We start from the raw sequence: 15954 nt of genomic DNA, 5'->3' as shown, positions 1-15954 counted from the left end.
CAGGACAGGAGTGGATGCCAGCATCCTCCCCCTCTGTCATCGATGCCTGAGAGCTTCGCCCGACTTTTGCCGGACTTTCACCTTCGGCGAGGCCCGCGGGCCTGCTTTCCAGAGGACACCTCGTCCGTGCGGTCCTTTGCCTTGAGAGGTTCGCGGGGAGGGCTTGCTCCTTCAGGGACCCTGACCGGCTTGTCAGGGTGCTCTCCCGCACGGTTTCGACGGTGATGTCCGTCAGCCTAGTGCCGTCGAGGGGCTGTTGTCGCGTCGCGGGCCGGATGTGGACGACTCGTCAGCAGGCGTGCACGAGCGCCTCGAACAACGCGTGGTCCGCGGCCGCCTCCGGGTGCCACTGCACGGCCATGGTGAACGCCCCGGAGGACTCCACGGCCTCGACCGTGCCGTCCTCGGTGGTGGCGGTGACCGTCAGGCCGGGGGCGAGCCGGTCCACGGACTGGTGGTGGTAGTGGGGGACCGCCACCGGCTCCTCGCCCAGCGCCTTGGCCAGGCCGGTGCCGGGGACGGGGGTGACGGGCAGGTGCCCGAAGCGGCCGGGGCCCGGGCAGTGGTCCGTGTGGCCGACCACGTCGGGCAGGTGCTGGTGCAGGCTGCCGCCGAGGGCCACGTTGAGCACCTGGAGGCCGCGGCAGATGCCGAGGAAGGGCAGGCCGGCGTCGAGGGCCGCGGCGAGCAGGGCGAACTCTGCTTCATCGCGGAATTTCCGGACGTAGCCGCTGCGTTCGTGCGGCTCGGCGCCGTACCTGGCCGGGTCGATGTCGCCGCCTCCGGCCAGGATCAGCCCGTCCAGGCGGCGTACCAGGCCGGCCGGCTCCCCGGCCGGCGGCAGCAGGACCGGCTGGCCGCCCGCGCGCACGACCTGCTCCACGTACGCGTACGGCAGCAGCGCGGCAGGGGTGTCCTGCCAGACCGTGAACGAGGCGGTCTCGGCGTAACAGGTGATGCCGATGACGGGACCCATGACCGTCACCTACAGCGGCGTGACGTAGGCACCGGAGATGCCGCCGTCCACCAGGAACTCGCTGGCCGTGATGAACGAGGCGTCGTCGCTGGCCAGGAACGCCACCGCGGCCGCGATCTCCGACGCCTCGGCGAAGCGGCCCACGGGCACGTGCACCAGCCGCCGCTGCGCCCGCTCCGGGTCCTTGGCGAACAGCTCCCGCAGCAGCGGCGTGTTCACCGGCCCCGGGCACAGCGCGTTGACCCGGATGCCCTCCCTGGCGAACTGCACGCCCAGCTCCCGCGACATCGCCAGCACCCCGCCCTTCGAGGCGGTGTAGGAGATCTGCGAGGTCGCCGACCCCATCACGGCCACGAACGACGCGGTGTTGATGATCGAGCCCTTGCCCTGGCGGCGCATGTACGGGATGACGTGCTTGCAGCACAGGTAGACGCTGGTCAGGTTCACCTCCTGGACGCGGCGCCAGGCGTCGAGGCCGGTCTCCAGGATCGAGTCGTCGTCGGGCGGCGAGATGCCGGCGTTGTTGAAGGCGACGTCCACACTGCCGTACGCGTCGTGCGCAGTCGCGAACATCCGGACGACGTCGTCCTCGCTGGTCACGTCGGCCTTGACGAACAGGCCGCCCACCTCGGCCGCGGCCTTGACACCCGCCTCCTCGTCGACGTCCGCGCAGACCACCCTGGCGCCCTCGTCGGCGAACCGGCGGGCCGTGGCCAGCCCGATCCCGCTGCCCGCGCCCGTGATGACCGCCACCCGATCCTGCAACCGCTGCATGTGTGTCACTCCGTTGAGATGAAGACGTTCTTGGTCTCGGTGAACGCCGCCAGCGCGTCAGGGCCGAGCTCCCTGCCGAGGCCGGACTGCTTGAAGCCGCCGAACGGGGTCCAGTAGCGGACCGAGGAGTGGGAGTTCACCGACAGGGCGCCCGACTCGACGGCCCTGGCCACGCGCAGCGCCCGCCCGACGTCGCGGGTCCAGATGGAGCCGCTCAGGCCGTACGGGGTGTCGTTGGCGATCCGTACGGCCTGCGCCTCGTCCTCGAACCTGACCACCGACACCACGGGGCCGAAGATCTCCTCGGTGAACGCCCGGTCGGTGACCTCGGGGGTCAGGACGGTCGGCGGGAACCAGTAGCCCTTGCCCTCGGGGCAGGACCCCTGGAGGTGGGGGGTGCCGTCCACGAAGCCGCGGACCCGTTCGAGGTGCCCGGCGCTGATCAGGGGGCCCATCTCGGTGGCCTCGTCGAGGGGGTCGCCGACCACGACGCCGCGTACCGCCTCGGCCAGGCGCTCCATGAACGCGTCGTACACGCTCGCCTGGACGAGGATCCTGGACCGGGCGCAGCAGTCCTGCCCGGCGTTGTCGAACACGGCGTAGGGCGCGGTTCGCGCCGCCTTGTCGAGATCGGCGTCGGCGAAGACGATGTTCGCGGACTTGCCGCCCAGCTCCAGCGTCACCCGCTTGACCTGCCGCCCCGCCTTGGCCGCGATCTCCCTGCCCACCTCGGTCGAGCCGGTGAACACGATCTTCGCCACGTCCGGATGCTCCACCAGGCGGGCCCCCGCGACCTCCCCTGCCCCAGGCAGAACCTGGAGCACCCCCTCGGGGAGGCCCGCCGCCAGGGCCAGCTCTGCCAGCCTCAGCGCGGTCAGCGGAGTCCACTCGGCGGGCTTCACGATCACCGTGTTACCCGCCGCGAGAGCCGGGGCCACGCCCCACATCATGATCACCATGGGGAAGTTCCACGGCACGATGATCCCCACCACGCCCAGGGGCTCCTGGAACGTGAGGTCCACGCCGCCGGGCACCGGGATCTGCTTGCCGTGGTTGCGCTCGGGCGCGCCGGCGTAGAAGTGCAGCACGTCCCGGACGTTGCCCGCCTCCCAGCGGGCGTTGCCGATGGTGTGCCCGGCGTTGGTCAGCTCCAGCAGCGCCAGCTCCTCGCCGTGCCCGTCCACCAGCTCGGCGAACCGGCGCAGCAGCCGCGCCCGGTCGCCCGGCGCCACCTCGCGCCAGGCCGCCTGCGCCTTCCTGGCACGCTCCACGGCCCGGTCGACCTCGGCCGCGCCGGCGAGCTCGACGTCGGCGACGACTTCCTCCGTCGCCGGGTTGACGATCTTCATGCGCTCCCGTCACATCCGTTCGAAACCACGGAACAGCTCCCAATCCGTCACCGCCGCGTCGAACGCGGCCAGCTCCACCCGCGCGTTGTTCGCGTAGTGCTCCACCACGTCCTCGCCGAACGTCTCGCGCGCCAGCTTCGACCCCTCGAACAGCGCCAGCGCGTCGCGCAGCGTGTGCGGCACCGTCTCGGCGCCGGAGTCGTAGGCGTTGCCGTCGTACGGGTCCTCCAGCGGCAGCTCGGCGTCGATGCCGTACAGGCCGGCCGCGACCAGCGCCGACACCGCCAGGTACGGGTTCACGTCGCCGCCCGGCACCCGGTTCTCCACCCGCAGCGAGCTCCCGTGGCCGACGAGCCGCAGCGAGCAGGTGCGGTTGTCCACGCCCCACTTGACGGCCGTGGGGGCGAAGCTGCCCGGCACGTACCGCTTGTAGGAGTTGATGTTGGGGGCGTACAGGAGGGTCAGCTCCCGCATGCAGGCGAGCTGGCCCGCGACGAAGCGCGACCCGAGCGGCGAGAGCCCGTACGGCCCCTCGCCCGCCATCACCGGGTCCCCGTCCATGCTCCTGAGGGAGATGTGGATGTGGCAGGAGTTGCCCTCGCGCTGGTTCGGCTTGGCCATGAACGTGATCGACCGGCCCTCCTGGGCGGCGATCTCCTTGGCGCCGGTCTTGTAGATCACGTGGTTGTCGCAGGTGCGCAGCGCCTCGTCGTAGCGGAAGGCGATCTCGTGCTGGCCCAGGTTGCACTCGCCCTTGGCGGACTCGACGTAGAGGCCGGCGCCCTCCATCCCGCGCCTGATGCGCCGCAGCAGCGGCTCGACGCGGGCCGTGCCCAGCAGGGAGTAGTCCACGTTGTAGAGGTTCGCGGGGGTCAGGTCGCGGTACGCGCGCCGCCAGGCGTCCTCGTAGCTGTCGTCGTAGACCACGAACTCCAGCTCCGTGCCCACGTACGCGGCCAGCCCCCGGTCGGCGAGCCGGGCGAGCTGCCTGCGCAGCACCTGGCGCGGGGAGGCGGTCACGTCGCCGCCCTCCTCCCAGGCCAGGTCGGCCATCAGCATCGCGGTCCCCTCGTGCCACGGCACCCGGCGCAGCGTGCCGAGGTCCGGCTTCATCACGAAGTCGCCGTACCCGCGATCCCAGGACGACATCGCGTAACCCGGGACGGTGTTCATGTCGACGTCCACCGCCAGCAGGTAGTTGCAGCCCTCGGAGCCGTGGTGCAGCACCTCGTCGAGAAAGTAACGCGCCGACAGCCTCTTGCCCTGCAACCTGCCCTGCATGTCGGCGATCGCAAGGAGCACGGTGTCGATGCGGCCCGCCGCCACCTCGTCGCGCAGCTCGGCGACGGAAAGGAACCCGGTGCTCGCTCGATCGTCCACGCTACGCAGCTCCGATCTGGCCTGAAGCGCTTTCCCGTTAATTGGGCTAGTCTCAGACCATTGATCAGCATGGCGGGATCGCTTGTCAAGACCTGAGGACACGTTGGACGAGTCGGCGCGTTTGATGACGGTGTTGCGCCCTGTCAGGGCGGGCAACGCCTTCGAGGAGACCGTGGAACGGCTGCTCCAGGCGATCAAGCTGGGCGTGGTCCCGCCCGGTCACAAGCTGCCGCCCGAGCGCGAGCTGGCCGTCCAGCTCGGCATCAGCCGGGTGACGCTGCGCGAGGCCATCCGCGCGCTGTCCGACGCCGGCTACCTCGACGTACGGCGGGGGCGGTATGGAGGAGCGTTCGTCACGTACGTGCCGCCCAAGCCGGACGCCGGCGACCTGCGCCAGGCTGTCAACGAGATGGGCATGGCCGAGCTGTCGGACGCGCTGACCTTCCGGCTCGCCGTGGAGTGCGGCGCGGCCCAGGTGCTGGCCACCACCGAGCTGCCCGAGGACAAGCGTGCCGTGCTCACGCGCCGGCTCGCCGACCTCAACGGGGCGGGGCTGGACGACTACCGCCGCCTCGACACGGCCTTCCACCTGTCCATCGCGGAGCTCACCGGCTCCACCCTGCTCGCCACCACCTGCGCCGACGCCCGCTCGCGGGTCAGCGACCTGCTGAACGCCATCCCGATGCTGCAGGTCAACCTCGACCACGCCGCCGTCCAGCACCAGGCCATCGTGGACGCCATCCTCGCCGCGGACCCCGAGGCGGCCAGGCGGGCCGTGGCCGAGCACCTGGAGGGGACGGCCGCGCTGTTAAGGGCGTTCCTGTCCTGAGGCGCCGGGAACATCCGCGGGTTTCGTACCATCGGAACCAGGTCATATGAGCAACTGGTTTCAGCAAAGCATCGTCGCCACAGGACGGCTCCCGCTGTTCTGCTACTTCGTCATGCTCATCGCCGCCTTCATCGCCACCCGTATCAACGTCCGGCTGATCAGGGCGAAGGTCGGCTGGTTCCGCAACGTCAACGTGGGGGAGATGCACATCCACCACGTGGTGTTCGGCGTGGTGCTGATGTTAGTCGGCGGGGTCACGCTGATCGTCTCGCCCGGCTCCCAGGTCGGCACCGCCGTCGCCGCCTCCGTCTTCGGCGTCGGGTCGGCGCTGGTGCTGGACGAGTTCGCGCTCATCCTGCACCTGCACGACGTGTACTGGGAGGAGGAGGGGCGCACCTCCGTGGACGCGGTCTTCATCGCCATCGCCGTGACCGGGCTGCTCCTCATCGGGCTGCGCCCGCTCACCTGGGACTACGGCACCCCCGTCAACCCCGCCGCGCTGATCGTGGCCAACCTGGCGCTGGCCGTCGTCACGCTGCTCAAGGGGAAGATCTGGACGGGGATGGCCGGGCTGTTCGTGCCGCCGATGTTGCTGGTGGGGGCGATCCGGCTGGCGCGGCCCGGGTCGCCGTGGGCGCACTGGTTCTTCGCCAGGCGGTCGCCCCGGAAGATGGCCCGGGCGATCCACCGGGAGGAGCGGTGGCGGAGGCCGGTGATCAAGGTGAAGATCGCGTTCCAGGAGTTTCTCTCCGGGCGTCATGATCTGCCTTCCACGCGGCGCGGTCGTAGGCATACTTGAGGCATGGCACTTCCGTCGTGGTACGAGGGGCTGGACGAGAAAGTCCCCGAATCCCTGCGTGATCTCCATGGTCCGGCCGAGGGCGTCGTGGCTCTGCCGCCGCACCTGGCCTGGTCGGGGTTCACCGAGTTCGATCTCGGCAAGCCCATGATCCGGATGGAGATGTACCGCACGGTGATCACCACCGGTCGCCGGGTCGATTACGAGACCTACCTGAACGCCGATCACCTCGTCACCGACTGGCCGATGCTGCGCAAGGGGCTCGGGCCGGGCTACCGGCACGCCTGGGAGAAGAAGCTCCCCCTGCGGGAGACCGCCGCCTGATGAAGTTCCCGCCGTTTCAAGAGCGATTGCTGAGTGCTGTCCTTCCTGTCTGCGAGTACTACGGCTTGGTGCTCGCGGGCGGTTACGCGATCAAGGCGCACGGCTTCACCGACCGGCCGAGCAAGGACCTCGACTTCGCCACCGCCGTGGACATGCCGCTGCCCGATGTCGCACAGGGCGTCATTGGAGCGTTCCAAGAGGCCGGGTTAGACGCGACCGTCATCGAGGTCATGCCCCGCATGGGCAGGCTGATGGTCCGAGATCTGGCGACCGCGGAGACCTGCGAGTTCGACCTCCTGCGCGAGGCGCTCCAGCAACGGCCGGTCACGTGCGGCACGCTGAAGGTGCTCGGTCTCGACGACGCCGTCGGGCTGAAGATGCGCGCCGTGCACGAGCGCAGTCTCGCCCGCGACATCATCGACATCGCCGCCGTCTCCCAGCACTACTCCTACCGGGCACTCGAACAGCTCGCCGCCATGCATCACGATTTCTTCGCCGTGCACGAGCTGCTCTCGCGGCTGGAATTCGTCGACCTCATGCCGGATGAGAACTTCGAGGTCTACGGCGTGGGCGAGGAGCAGATCAAGGAGATCCGGCGGTTCACGCAGGGCTGGATAGACGACATCAAGCTGCGGCGGGCCGACGACGGGGATGCCGACTACGACTCCGACGACGTTCCGGAGATCGACTAGAGGGCCGCGACCGAGCGGAGGGCCAGGCCCGTGCCCAGGAGGACGACCATGGCGGCCGTGCCCAGCGGGGCCAGGCCCGAGAGCCGGGCGGCCAGGCGCCGGCCGGCCGAGGCGCGGGCTTCCAGCCGGTCCACGAGCTTGACCAGGAGCAGGCCCGTGACGGTGAGGGTGGCGGCCATGCCGACGCCGTAGGCCGTCACCAGCGCCACGCCGAACCACGTCCGGCCGAGAGCGATCGCGCCGAGGAGCACGATGAGGGCCGAGGGGCTGGGGACGAGGCCGCCCGCGACCCCGAGCCCGATGAGACCCGCCCGCTTGCTCCTGCCGGCGTGAGAGCCCTGCTCGTCATGTCCGTGCCCATGTCCGTGCCCATGTCCGTGCCCATGTCCGTGCCCATGTCCGTGCCCATGTCCGTGGCCGTGCCCGTGGCCGTGCCCATGTCCGTGGCCGTGGAGGGAGGGGCGGCGGGAGTTGAGGAGGAGGCGGAGGCCGATGGCGGCGATCAGCACGCCGCTGGCCACCCCCAGCCAGGCCAGCACCGACTCCCCGGCCAGCGCCGTGAACACCGTCAGCAGCAGCCCCACCACCAGCACCCCCGCCGTGTGCGTGGCCGTCACCGTCGCGCCCACCACCAGCGCGTCGCGCGGGCGGCCGCGGCGGCCCGCCAGGTACGCCGCCATGATGGTCTTGCCGTGCCCCGGGATCAGCGCGTGCCCGGCCCCGAGCACCACGGCCAGCCCCACCGCCAGCAGCCCCAGCGGCACCGTCAGCGAGTCCGAGCCGATCAGCTCCGTGAACGTCCGGTCCAGGGCGGACAGCGCCTCGCCGATCGGGCCGCCGAGCTCGAGGCCGAGCCCGCTCCCGCCGGACGGCCTGCCTCCGGAGGGAGCCGCCTGGCCGTCAGATGGTCCCAGGCCCGGCTCCGTGGCGGTGAACGTGGCGACGCGCTGGTCGAGCGGGGCCGACAGCAGGTCGTCGGGGTAGGCCCGCAGCTCCTGGCTGATGCTGGTCCCGGGCACCGAGGAGCCGGTCAGGCGCACGCCGTCCCCGGTCGCGGTGATCTCACGCCAGCCGATCCTGTCCTGCTCGAACCCGTCGGTGAACCTCACGGCCCCCGAGGCGCGAACTTCCGCCACGAGCTGACAGGACAGGCGGCTGGTCTCCAGTCCCCCCTCCCCGGGCGCGTAGGCGAACGTGGAGCTCGTCACGCGCCACGGGACCACCCGGCCCGCCACCTCCAGCCGCTGGGCGCCCGCCAGCGCGGCGCAGCGGCGGCCGGCGTAGGCGGCGTCGACCTCGGGCTTGGCCTGCAAGGTCGGCAGCTCGGCCAGGTCCACGACGGCGAGGTTGCGCACCTGGCCGGGCGCGACCCGCAGGCCGTTGTAGTGGTTGACGGTGAACCGCCCGAGCGGGTGCAGGGCGGTGGCCGTGTCCGCACGGGCCGGCGTCGTTCGTGCCTGGGCCGGGCCCGCGAGCAGGGTGCCCGTGAGCAGAGCGGTCGCGCACAGGGTGAGGAGCAGGGCCGCCAGGGCGAGCCGGAACGGTCTCATGAGAACCTCGCGAGTGCGGACAGCGTCGGGTCGAAGCCGGGGTCCACCCGCGCGGAGCGGCCGAGGGCCTGCTCGATCCTGGCGCGGTGGTAGGTGATCAGCGGGTTCCGCCAGCCGGTGGCGGTGGCCTTCTCGGCGTAGCGCAGCGCCTCGGCCGGTTCGCCCGCCTTGTACAGGGCCCACGCCAGGGCGTCGGCGGCGACGAGGTTCGGGTTGCGGGCGTACTCGGCCCTGGCGTGCTCGACGGCCTGCTTCGGGTCGCCGTGGTCGGCCAGGAACTCGGCCCACGTCAGGTCGTCGCGCACGCCCGCGGCCTGGATGAGCTTGCGCTGGGCGTCGAGCAGCGTCCAGTCGGGCCGCAGGCCCGCCTTGATCCGGGTCTCGCCCTGCTCGATGAGGTACTGGGGCAGGGGCAGCCGCTGGACCACGGTCTCGTAGAGGTCGAGCGCCTCGGTGAGGCGGCCGTCCAGGGCGGCGGCCCTGGCCTGCCCGGCGAGGGCGGGCGTGTAGGCGGGGTAGGCCTGCAGCGCCTTGGCGTACCAGCCGGTCGCGGTCTGCAGGTCGCCCGCGTGCAGCGCCAGCTCGCCCAGGTAGTAGCGGCTGTAGGCGAGGTCGGCCGGTGACCAGGCGTCGGCGTGGGCGTACTCGAGGTACGTGCGCGCCCCGTCGTGGTCGCCGCGCAGCTCCGCCGCGTACGAGGCGCGGGCGAAGGCGGCCACCCCCGGGCGCAGGTCCAGCATCTTGTCCACGGCCCGCTGCGCGCCCTTCAGGTCCCCGAGCTGGGTCCTGGCGTCGGCCAGCACGCCGTACGCCGGAGCCCCGTACGGGTTGGCGTCGATGGCGCGCTCGGCCAGCCGGACGGCCTCGCGGAACTCGTGGCGGCCGGCGGCCAGCGCGGCCTGGCCGGTGAGGACCGTGTCGTCGCGGTCGTTCAGCTTGGCGGCGGTGGCGAGGGCGCCTTCCGCCTTGGTGTAGAAGGCCGGGTCGCCGGTGACCCTGGCCTGGTCGACGTACTGGAGGCCGAGCTCTGCCCAGCCGCGGTGGTCGCCGGGCAGGCGCTTGAGCCGCTCCTGCAGCGTCTCGCGGCCCGGCCGGCCGGCCGCCGGCCCGGTCGAGGGGGCGGTGGCGGGTGAGGAGGAGAAGGAGACGATCGTAAAGATCATCGCCCCGAGGAGGGCGATGCCGGCGAAAATCGCGAACGTGCGCATGTGCCACGGCTCCGAAGCTGGGTGTGGAGCCGGCCGGCCGTGACGGGGAACACGGCCGGCCGGCCCTTTTCTGTGGCGGCAGACGATGGGAGACGGGAGGTCTGCCGCCTGGGAGGGACCGGCCGGCTTGGAGAGGGAACCGGCCGGTCAGTGGTCATCGCTGGTTCACTGCCACGTTGCTCGGCAGCGGGATGTACGGGAACGTCTTGTCGAACGGCTTGTCGTTCGCGTCCACCTTGTCCGTCAGGCCGGGGATGAGCTTGCCGCTCTGCGCGGCGCCGGCCACGGCCTGCAGCTCGATGTCCACGACGTCGTCGGCGAGCCGGCGGCCGTTCGGGAAGCCCTGCAGGTCACCGCCGAGGACGCCGAGCCTGTTCGGGTCCTTGGTGACGGGGATCGACATGTTCAGCCGCAGCTGCTCGGAGCCGCGCTGCTTGCCGGCGTCCTTGTTGAGCGACTGCGCGTTCAGGTCGGCCTTGATGGGGCCGTTGTTCTTGGCGATGCCGCTCAGGAAGATCTGCACCAGGTCGTTGCGCGGGGTCGCGGGCGCCTTGATGCCGTAGATGGACTCCAGGAGCCTGGCGACCTCGGGGTTGGTGACCCGGTCGACCAGCGCCTTGACGTCCGCGTCCTTCGACGGGTCGAGCGCGTTGTACGCGTCCTTCATGCCGGCGGCCGCCACCAGCTCGTTCACCAGCGGGTTGCACAGGCGGGAGACCTGCACGAACGAGTTGCCGTTGAACTTGTCGGTGGTGGAGCAGACGCCGATCACCGGGTTGCGCTTGGGGTCGCCCTTGAGCGCCAGGTCGGCCTGGGGAACCTGGATGGCCACGGTGTTGACGTTGTAGCCCTTGAGGGTGTCCTGGCCGACCAGGGACAGGTCGCCGCCGTAGAGCAGGTCGAACACGCGCAGGTCGAGGAAGAAGGCCTCGTCGGCCTGCCCGGAGTAGGTCTTGCCGCCGCCGGGGAGGTTCCTGATCGCCTGGTTGCGCAGGGTGGCGTAGTTGGGCATGGAGGCGGCGCCGACGTTGCTGGGGGCGACGATGCCGTCGTTGACCAGGGTCTTGGAGCCGCCGGGCGTGATCCGCTTGAGCGTGTAGCGCTGGCGGAAGAGCAGGTTGTCGTCGTTCAGCGAGGTGACGGGGCCGTTGTTGTACAGGAACGTGGTGTTGCCGCGCTTGTCCTCGTTGCGGAACGTCCACTCGTACACGATGTCGGACTTGCCGTCGCCATCGTTGTCGATCTTTATGTTGTGCCGTGACCTGGTGGCGAACGGGTAGAAGTTCGGGCCGCCGTTGGGCTCCTCGAACGGGATCCAGTTCGAGATCAGGGTCACGGTGTCGGGCTTGTCGGGACTGACGAACGCGTACACGTCGGTGTTGTCGTGCTGCGGGTCGTTCGAGATCGCGGGGGCCTCGCGGTGTGAGGAAGCGGTGCCGGAGTCAGTGCGGAGCACGGCCATCGACGACGCGGCGACCGCTACGGCGAGACCAAGTCCGACTAGAGCGCGCCGGTTGATCCGGAGCTCCATGTTCGGTCCTTTCGGAAGGGCTGATCGTGACGTTCGAGGTTCCGGCCGGATTCCTCGACGCCCTATTCGTCCGTGGGCCGCCGCCGGATGTCGGGCTCCTCCTGGAGAATGAGTGTCAACCAAAGTTGACATACTTAAGTCGTCAATTTAGGTTGACTCTGTCTCGGGGGTGCCGATCGCATGCTCCCGTTCGTTGGAGAGAAGTTGAGAAATATCGTGAAAGGAGATGCGGTGGTCAAGGAGTTGCTCGCCTACGTCCGCCCGCACCGGAGAGTGCTCCTCCTGGGCGGGTTACTGAGCCTGATCGGGTCCGCGGCGGGCCTGTCGATGCCGTTGCTGGCCAAGTACGTGGTGGACGCCTTCGGCCAGGGCGGGTCGATGGCCGGGCCGCTGACCTGGCTGACCGTGGCGGTGCTCATAGGCGCGGTCGTCTCGGCCGGGGGAAGCTACCTGATGGAGCGCACGGGCGAGGGCATCGTGCTCGGCGCCCGGCGCAGGCTCGTGGACCGGATGTTGCGGCTCAAGGTCGCCGACGTCGACCGGCTCAAGCCCGGCGACCTGCTGTCGCGGGTCACCGGTGACACGACGTTGCTGCGCGCCGTGCTGACCAACGGCATCGTGGAGTCCGTCAGCGCGGCGTTCATGCTGGTCGGCGCGATCGTCCTGATGGCGGCGATGGACGGCGTGCTGCTGCTGGTCACGCTGCTGATCGTGGTGCTGATCGGCGGGCTGGTCGCGCTCATCATGCCGAAGATCCAGCGGGCGCAGTCGCACGCCCAGGAGGCCGTGGGCGAGATGGGCGCCGTGCTGGACCGGGCGCTGCAGGCGTACCGGACGGTCAAGGCGAGCGGCGCGGAGGAGCGGGAGATCGCCGTGGTCGGCGAGGCCGCCACGCGGGCACGCGATCGCGGGCTGCAGGTCGCCGGCTGGACGTCGCTCGCGGGGGTGGCGACGTGGATGGCGGTGCAGATCGCGTTCCTGGCCGTGCTGGCGGTGGGCGGCGCGCGGGTCGCCTCCGGCACGCTGGAGGTGTCGTCGCTGATCGCGTTCCTGCTCTACCTGTTCTACCTGGTGCCGCCGATCGGGCAGCTCGTGCAGGGCGGGGTGCAGCTCCAGCAGGGGCTGGCCGCGATGAAGCGGATCAAGGAGATCGAGGAGCTGCCCGCCGAGCCGGTGAGCGTCGCGGCGCCAGAGGACGGCCGGCCGGTCGGGGTGCGCTTCCAGGACGTGGTCTTCCGGTACGGCGACGACCGGCCCGTGGTGCACGACGGCGTGAGCTTCGAGGTGCCGCCCGGCGGCATGACCGCGCTGGTCGGGCCGTCGGGAGCGGGCAAGTCCACGGTGTTCGCGCTGCTGGAGCGCTTCTACGAGCACCAGGACGGCGCGATCCTCGTCGACGGCAGGGACATCCGTGACTGGCCGCTGGCCGAGCTGCGGGCCGCGCTCGGCTACGTCGAGCAGGACGCGCCCGTGCTGGCCGGCACGCTGCGGGAGAACCTGCTGTTCGCCGCCGAGGACGTCACGGAGGAGGAGCTGCACCGGGCGATCGCGCGGACGCGGCTCGACGACCTGGTGGCCAGGCTCCCCGAGGGGCTGGAGACGCCGGTCGGACACCGGGGCGTGCTGCTGTCGGGCGGCGAGCGGCAGCGGGTCGCGATCGCCAGGGCGCTGCTGCGCAAGCCCAGGCTGCTGCTGCTCGACGAGGCCACCTCGCAGCTCGACGCGGTCAACGAGCTGCGCCTGCGCGAGGTCATCGCCGAGGTCGCGCAGGAGACCACGGTGCTGGTCATCGCGCACCGCCTGTCCACGGTGACGAACGCCGACCGGATCGTGGTCATGGAGGCGGGCGGCGTACGGGCCGTGGGCACGCACGACGACCTGGTGGGCGAGGACGAGCTCTACAGGGAGCTGGCGGCCACCCAGTTCCTGGTCGGCTGACTTCGGATCCGGTATTCCGGGTTAGTCTCTTCGTGAATGGGTTCATTCACGAAGGGACCACCACCATGAGCAGGACAGTCCGCGCCCCGCGAGGCACCACGATCACCGCGAAGGGCTGGCCGCAGGAGGCCGCGCTGCGCATGCTCCAGAACAACCTGGACCCCGAGGTGGCCGAGCATCCCGAGCAGCTCGTCGTGTACGGCGGCTCGGGCCGGGCGGCGCGTGACTGGGCGTCGTTCGACGCGCTGGTCAGGACGCTGACCACGCTGGAGGGCGACGAGACGCTGCTGGTGCAGTCGGGGCGCCCCGTGGGCGTGTTCCGCACCCACGAGTGGGCGCCCCGGGTGCTCATCGCCAACTCCAACCTGGTGCCCGACTGGGCGAACTGGGAGGAGTTCCGGCGGCTGGAGGCGGCCGGGCTCACCATGTACGGCCAGATGACCGCGGGCTCGTGGATCTACATCGGCACCCAGGGCATCCTCCAGGGCACCTACGAGACGTTCGCCGCGGTCGCGGAGAAGCGTTTCGGGGGGTCGCTGGCCGGGACGATCACGCTCACCGCCGGGCTGGGCGGCATGGGCGGCGCCCAGCCCCTGGCCATCACGATGAACGGCGGCGTGGCCATCTGCGTCGACTGCGACCCGCGCTCCGTCTCCCGCCGCATCGAGCACCGCTACCTCGACGTCGAGGCGGCCTCGCTGGACGAGGCGCTGCGGCTGGCGTACGAGGCCCGCGACGCCCGCAGGCCGCTGTCGATCGGCGTCGTCGGCAACGCCGCCGAGGCCGTGCCCGACCTGCTGGCCCGCGGCGCCGAGATCGACATCGTCACCGACCAGACCTCCGCCCACGACCCGCTGATGTACCTGCCGCTCGGCGTGGCCTTCGAGGACATGGCCGCGGAGCGCGACAAGGACCCGGCCGGCTTCACCGAGCGGGCCCGCGCCTCGATGGCCAGGCACGTCGAGGCCATGGTGGGCTTCAAGGACGCCGGGGCGGAGGTGTTCGACTACGGCAACTCCATCAGGGGCGAGGCCAAGCTGGCCGGCTACGCGCGCGCCTTCGACTTCCCCGGCTTCGTGCCCGCCTACATCAGGCCGCTGTTCTGCGCCGGCAAGGGCCCGTTCCGGTGGGCCGCGCTGAGCGGCGACCCGGCCGACATCGCCGCCACCGACCGGGCCATCCTGGAGCTGTTCCCCGAGAACGAGGCGCTGGCCAGGTGGATCACCAAGGCCGGGGAGAAGGTGCACTTCCAGGGCCTGCCCGCGCGCATCTGCTGGCTCGGCTACGGCGAGCGCGACGTCGCCGGCGAGCGGTTCAACGACATGGTGGCCTCCGGCGAGCTCCAGGCGCCGATCGTGATCGGCCGCGACCACCTCGACAGCGGCTCCGTCGCCTCCCCCTACCGCGAGACGGAGTCCATGGCCGACGGCTCCGACGCGATCGCCGACTGGCCGCTGCTCAACGCCATGCTCAACACCGCCTCCGGCGCCGCCTGGGTCTCCATCCACCACGGCGGCGGCGTCGGCATCGGCCGTTCCATCCACGCCGGCCAGGTCACGGTGGCCGACGGCACCGCGCTGGCCCGCGAGAAGCTCAACCGCGTGCTCACCAACGACCCGGGCACCGGCGTGATGCGCCACGTGGACGCGGGTTACGAGGAGGCCGCGAGGGTGGCCGACGGCAAGGGCGTACGTATTCCGATGCGGGAGTCGTGACTCTGTAACGGGATGAGAATGCCGGGTCTGCGGCGTTGGAGGTGGCGTGGCGGACGGATATCACGGCGGGCTGGACGTGCTCCTGGATGGCCGGAGGCTGTCGCCCGTACAGCGGAGGATCGCGCACTATCTCAGCGAGCACCTGGACGAGGCGATCTTCCTGTCCAGCGTGGAGCTGGCGGAGCGGGCCGGCGTCAGCCAGCCGTCCGTGACCAGGTTCGCCATGGTGCTGGGCTTCGCCGGCTACCCGGAGCTGCGGCAGGCGCTGCGGCCGCTGGTGCTGGGGGGCGGGGTCGAGGCGCCGCAGGAGAGCCTGCTGCGCGGTGCGATCGACTGCGAGATCCGCAATCTCGCCCTGGTCAGGGAGCGGCTGGCGGCGTTCCCGCTCAAGGAGCTGGGCGAGCAGCTCGCCGCCACCGAGCCGCTGCCCGTGCTCGGGCTGCGCGTCTCGTGCGGGCTGGCCACCACGTTCGCGTACTACGCCCGCCGCATCCACCCCGACGTGCGGCTGCTCACCCACGGCGGCTCCGAGCTGGTCGACGGGCTGCACGCGGCCCGCAGGGCCGGGGCGGAGTGGGTGGTGGCCGTGGTTTTGCCGCGTTACCCGGTGGAGGCGCTGCACGGCCTGGAGTACGCGGAGAAGCTCGGGCTCCGGGTGGCCGCCATCACCGACAGGCCCGACTTCCCCGCCGAGATCGTGCTGGACGCGCCCGTGGGCGACCGGCTCGTGTTCGACTCGCACGCGGCGCCGCTGGCGCTGGCCATGGCCCTGGTGGAGGCCATGGCCGACGCCGCGCCGCTGCGCACCCAGGCCAGGCTCGACGAGTACGAGCGGATGACCGAGGAGACCGGCACCTTCCAGCCCGGCGAGCTTCAATAAGCTGCCTCC

Annotated in this window: 14 protein-coding genes and 2 riboswitches; of the genes, 7 read left to right on the top strand and 7 right to left on the bottom strand. The window is 71.0% G+C overall.

All coding sequences use genetic code 11. The features are described 5' to 3' along the window. Nucleotides 1–23: 23 nt before the first annotated feature. Nucleotides 24–119, bottom strand: a riboswitch (glycine riboswitch). Then, nucleotides 120–218: riboswitch (glycine riboswitch) on the bottom strand. It abuts the riboswitch before it with no gap. A gap of 71 nt (nt 219–289) precedes the next feature. The 4 genes from HD593_RS47920 to HD593_RS47905 are packed head-to-tail and all read right to left on the bottom strand — an operon-like array spanning nt 290 to nt 4479. Further along, nucleotides 290–976, bottom strand: coding sequence for a gamma-glutamyl-gamma-aminobutyrate hydrolase family protein (locus tag HD593_RS47920; protein WP_185109534.1), 687 nt, complete (start codon nt 974–976; stop codon nt 290–292). Nucleotides 977–985: 9 nt separating this feature from the next. After that, entirely contained in the window at nt 986–1750 is a 765-nt protein-coding gene (locus HD593_RS47915) for a 3-oxoacyl-ACP reductase (RefSeq protein WP_185109533.1), read from the bottom strand. Nucleotides 1751–1755: 5 nt separating this feature from the next. After that, nucleotides 1756–3099 (bottom strand): aldehyde dehydrogenase family protein, encoded by a 1344-nt coding sequence (locus tag HD593_RS47910; protein ID WP_185109532.1) that lies wholly within the window; start codon nt 3097–3099, stop codon nt 1756–1758. 9 nt (nt 3100–3108) lie between these two features. Further along, complete coding sequence (locus HD593_RS47905; RefSeq protein ID WP_185109531.1) at nt 3109–4479, bottom strand: glutamine synthetase family protein; 1371 nt, start codon at nt 4477–4479, stop codon at nt 3109–3111. Nucleotides 4480–4603: 124 nt separating this feature from the next. On the opposite strand from HD593_RS47905, the gene HD593_RS47900 reads away from it, so the two are divergent. From HD593_RS47900 to HD593_RS47885, 4 genes are read left to right on the top strand one after another with little or no spacing between them, the layout of a single operon-like run. Beyond that, a complete protein-coding gene (locus HD593_RS47900) occupies nt 4604–5308 on the top strand; it encodes a FadR/GntR family transcriptional regulator (protein ID WP_185109530.1) in 705 nt (234 codons plus the stop codon). 46 nt (nt 5309–5354) lie between these two features. Continuing rightward, nucleotides 5355–6107 carry a hypothetical protein gene (locus HD593_RS47895; RefSeq protein WP_185109529.1) on the top strand — a complete coding sequence of 251 codons (753 nt, stop codon included), beginning with the start codon at nt 5355–5357 and terminating at the stop codon, nt 6105–6107. Nucleotides 6108–6110: 3 nt separating this feature from the next. Next, complete coding sequence (locus HD593_RS47890; RefSeq protein WP_185109528.1) at nt 6111–6431, top strand: hypothetical protein; 321 nt, start codon at nt 6111–6113, stop codon at nt 6429–6431. A 26-nt stretch (nt 6432–6457) separates the two neighbouring features. Next, nucleotides 6458–7123: a nucleotidyl transferase AbiEii/AbiGii toxin family protein gene (locus HD593_RS47885; RefSeq protein WP_246547130.1), complete on the top strand. Its 666-nt coding sequence runs from the start codon at nt 6458–6460 to the stop codon at nt 7121–7123. Here the strand turns inward: HD593_RS47885 and HD593_RS47880 are convergent. The 3 genes from HD593_RS47880 to HD593_RS47870 all read right to left on the bottom strand — a co-directional run bounded on the left by HD593_RS47880 (nt 7120) and on the right by HD593_RS47870 (nt 11343). After that, the gene (locus HD593_RS47880) at nt 7120–8673 is read right to left on the bottom strand and encodes a nickel/cobalt transporter (protein WP_221525339.1); all 1554 of its coding nucleotides are present in this window, start codon (nt 8671–8673) and stop codon (nt 7120–7122) included. The two genes, HD593_RS47885 and HD593_RS47880, sit on opposite strands and share 4 nt — an antisense overlap. Continuing rightward, nucleotides 8670–9881 (bottom strand): tetratricopeptide repeat protein, encoded by a 1212-nt coding sequence (locus HD593_RS47875; protein WP_185109526.1) that lies wholly within the window; start codon nt 9879–9881, stop codon nt 8670–8672. Before HD593_RS47875 ends, HD593_RS47880 begins: the two co-directional genes overlap by 4 nt. A gap of 154 nt (nt 9882–10035) precedes the next feature. Continuing rightward, a complete protein-coding gene (locus HD593_RS47870) occupies nt 10036–11343 on the bottom strand; it encodes a DUF4331 domain-containing protein (protein WP_221526567.1) in 1308 nt (435 codons plus the stop codon). Between the two features lie 249 nt (nt 11344–11592). Here HD593_RS47870 and HD593_RS47865 point away from each other — a divergent pair, with 249 nt between their 5' ends. The 3 genes from HD593_RS47865 (at nt 11593) to HD593_RS47855 (ending at nt 15945) form a co-directional block, all read left to right on the top strand. Continuing rightward, the gene (locus tag HD593_RS47865; RefSeq protein ID WP_185109524.1) at nt 11593–13350 is read left to right on the top strand and encodes an ABC transporter ATP-binding protein; all 1758 of its coding nucleotides are present in this window, start codon (nt 11593–11595) and stop codon (nt 13348–13350) included. A 65-nt stretch (nt 13351–13415) separates the two neighbouring features. Continuing rightward, nucleotides 13416–15065 carry a urocanate hydratase gene (gene hutU / locus HD593_RS47860; RefSeq protein WP_185109523.1) on the top strand — a complete coding sequence of 550 codons (1650 nt, stop codon included), beginning with the start codon at nt 13416–13418 and terminating at the stop codon, nt 15063–15065. Nucleotides 15066–15111: 46 nt separating this feature from the next. Further along, nucleotides 15112–15945, top strand: coding sequence for a MurR/RpiR family transcriptional regulator (locus tag HD593_RS47855; protein ID WP_185109522.1), 834 nt, complete (start codon nt 15112–15114; stop codon nt 15943–15945). Nucleotides 15946–15954 lie beyond the last annotated feature (9 nt).

Source organism: Nonomuraea rubra (genome assembly GCF_014207985.1).
Classification (GTDB): Bacteria; Actinomycetota; Actinomycetes; order Streptosporangiales; family Streptosporangiaceae; genus Nonomuraea; species Nonomuraea rubra.
Note: the sequence above shows the minus strand (reverse complement) of the source record. Positions and strands in the feature narration are given on the sequence as shown.

What these genes read in the sequence shown, in the direction of transcription:
- hutU (WP_185109523.1), top strand. Translation starts at nt 13,416, where the DNA reads ATGAGCAGGACAGTCCGCGCCCCGCGAGGCACCACGATCACCGCGAAG.
- HD593_RS47910 (WP_185109532.1), bottom strand. Translation starts at nt 3,099, where the DNA reads ATGAAGATCGTCAACCCGGCGACGGAGGAAGTCGTCGCCGACGTCGAG.
- HD593_RS47915 (WP_185109533.1), bottom strand. Translation starts at nt 1,750, where the DNA reads ATGCAGCGGTTGCAGGATCGGGTGGCGGTCATCACGGGCGCGGGCAGC.
- HD593_RS47865 (WP_185109524.1), top strand. Translation starts at nt 11,593, where the DNA reads ATGCTCCCGTTCGTTGGAGAGAAGTTGAGAAATATCGTGAAAGGAGAT.
- HD593_RS47920 (WP_185109534.1), bottom strand. Translation starts at nt 976, where the DNA reads ATGGGTCCCGTCATCGGCATCACCTGTTACGCCGAGACCGCCTCGTTC.
- HD593_RS47895 (WP_185109529.1), top strand. Translation starts at nt 5,355, where the DNA reads ATGAGCAACTGGTTTCAGCAAAGCATCGTCGCCACAGGACGGCTCCCG.
- HD593_RS47870 (WP_221526567.1), bottom strand. Translation starts at nt 11,343, where the DNA reads ATGGCCGTGCTCCGCACTGACTCCGGCACCGCTTCCTCACACCGCGAG.
- HD593_RS47875 (WP_185109526.1), bottom strand. Translation starts at nt 9,881, where the DNA reads ATGCGCACGTTCGCGATTTTCGCCGGCATCGCCCTCCTCGGGGCGATG.
- HD593_RS47900 (WP_185109530.1), top strand. Translation starts at nt 4,604, where the DNA reads ATGACGGTGTTGCGCCCTGTCAGGGCGGGCAACGCCTTCGAGGAGACC.
- HD593_RS47880 (WP_221525339.1), bottom strand. Translation starts at nt 8,673, where the DNA reads ATGAGACCGTTCCGGCTCGCCCTGGCGGCCCTGCTCCTCACCCTGTGC.
- HD593_RS47890 (WP_185109528.1), top strand. Translation starts at nt 6,111, where the DNA reads ATGGCACTTCCGTCGTGGTACGAGGGGCTGGACGAGAAAGTCCCCGAA.